Origin of the sequence: Devosia sp., assembly GCF_036676215.1 — a bacterium.
GTDB lineage: Bacteria > Pseudomonadota > Alphaproteobacteria > Rhizobiales > Devosiaceae > Devosia.
Window position 1 is genome coordinate 1 of sequence record NZ_JAKFDJ010000115.1, and the last position, 1,806, is coordinate 1,806.

Sequence of the window (1,806 nt, forward strand, 5' to 3'; positions counted from 1 at the left end):
CGTCGAACTGAAGATCGACCCCAGCGTGGTGCTGGCCACCCGCAAATACGTCGACGACGAGCTGGCCAAGCTCGACCACAAGAACAGCGTGCGCGTCGCCACCACCGCCGCCATCGTCCTCAGCGGCACCCAGACCATCGACGGCATCGCCCTGATTGCTGGCGACCGGGTGCTGGTGAAGAACCAGGCCGCCGGCGCTGCAAACGGCATCTATGTGGTGGCTACCGGCGCGTGGTCGCGCGCCGTCGATGCGGATGCCAGCATCGAGGTCACCCCCGGCATGCTCGTGCCGGTCGAGCAAGGCACCGCCAATGCCGACAGCGTCTGGCAGCTGGCCACCGATGGCGTCATCGTGCTCGGTACCACGGCGCTGGCCTTCGAGGCCTCGGCCGGCCCGTCCGGCGTATCGGCCGGTTCCTACCGCAGTGTCACGGTGGACAAGCGCGGCCGGGTCACCGGCGGCACCAATCCGACCACGCTCGCCGGCTATGGCCTCACCGATGCTGCGCCCTTGGCTTCCCCGGCTCTTACCGGCACGCCGACGGCACCGACGGCTGTCCAAGCGACCAACAACACCCAGCTGGCCACCACCGCCTTCGTCAAGGCCGCGCTCGCTGCTCTGGTCGATTCATCGCCGTTGACGCTGGACACGCTAAACGAGCTGGCGGCAGCCCTCGGCGATGATCCGAATTTTGCCGCCACTATCACCACTCTGCTGGGATTGAAGGCCCCGCTGGCCTCGCCGAACTTCACCGGCGATCCGACGGCGCCGACACCGCCGCCGCTCGACAACGACACGTCGCTGGCGACCACCGCGTTTGTGAAGCGTTCCGGTCTGACCTATGCGGCCATTGAGTCAATTTTAGGCAACCGCCTGATGGCGGCGGCTGATGCTGGCAAGATCTTTGTTATCGGCGCGCCGGCAACAATTACGCTACCGCTCGCCAGCTCCTTGCCGCAGGCCACCACGATCACGTTCTTCTATTACAGCGCCCCGAATGTTCCGACATTCGTGCGCAGCGGAGCAGATCTGTTTGCGACAGGGGGGGGCGCCTTATCCGCATATACCCCTAAGTCCACTGGCTACATCACGTTCATTAACGAGGCGGCCGACACCTGGGAAATTTCTGGCAGTGGGGCATTGGACCAGTTATCAGGATTTGCGGCGACCCTGTCGACAGCCGGTAGCCAAAGGCTGCCGAGCGGGCTGATCCGAAAGTGGGGCCTGTTCACAGTTCCTGCGAACGTCTCATCGGCGCCAGTAGATGTGACTTTCCCACTGGCGTTTCCGAATGCCTGTCTTAACTTGAAGGCGGGCATCGGCATCCAAATTTCAGATTACGACACACCGGTAAATTACCGGTCTAACAGGCAAGAAATTAGCCTCGGCCTGGGGACAACTACGGGTTTTGAGGGGCAGGCTTTTATTGATAACAACCTAGGCCACACCCGAATCGTTCAATGGGAAGCAATCGGTTATTAAGGGGGTATATCGTGTATTACGCAAAATGGGTCGCAAGTGATGGGCGCTTTAGTTTCGCAGCATCTGACAACGGAGGCGTGGCAATTAGCCTGGAGGATCACGCCGCGCTGCTGGCCGGTGAATCGGTCGGTTTGAGGATTGCGCCAGACGCAGAGGGTCGCCCGATCCTGATCGACCCGCCTGCCGCCACCGCCGAACAAATCTGGCCGCAGATCAAAGCCGAGCGCGACCGCCGCAAGGCTCTCGGCGTGCTGGCCGCCGGCAATTGGTATCACTCCGACGCCGACAGCCGCATCCAGCAGCTCGGTCTGGTGCTAATGGGC

Annotated in this window: 2 protein-coding genes; both read left to right on the forward strand. The window is 62.4% G+C overall.

Annotated features, from left to right (window positions below; genetic code table 11):
* On the forward strand, window positions 1-1,483 hold a 1,483-nt coding region (locus V6M52_RS10845), incomplete at its 5' end, for a gp53-like domain-containing protein (protein ID WP_442881849.1).
* 77 nt (window positions 1,484-1,560) lie between these two features.
* A partial coding sequence (locus V6M52_RS10850) for a hypothetical protein (protein ID WP_332701035.1) occupies window positions 1,561-1,806 on the forward strand: 246 nt, incomplete at its 3' end.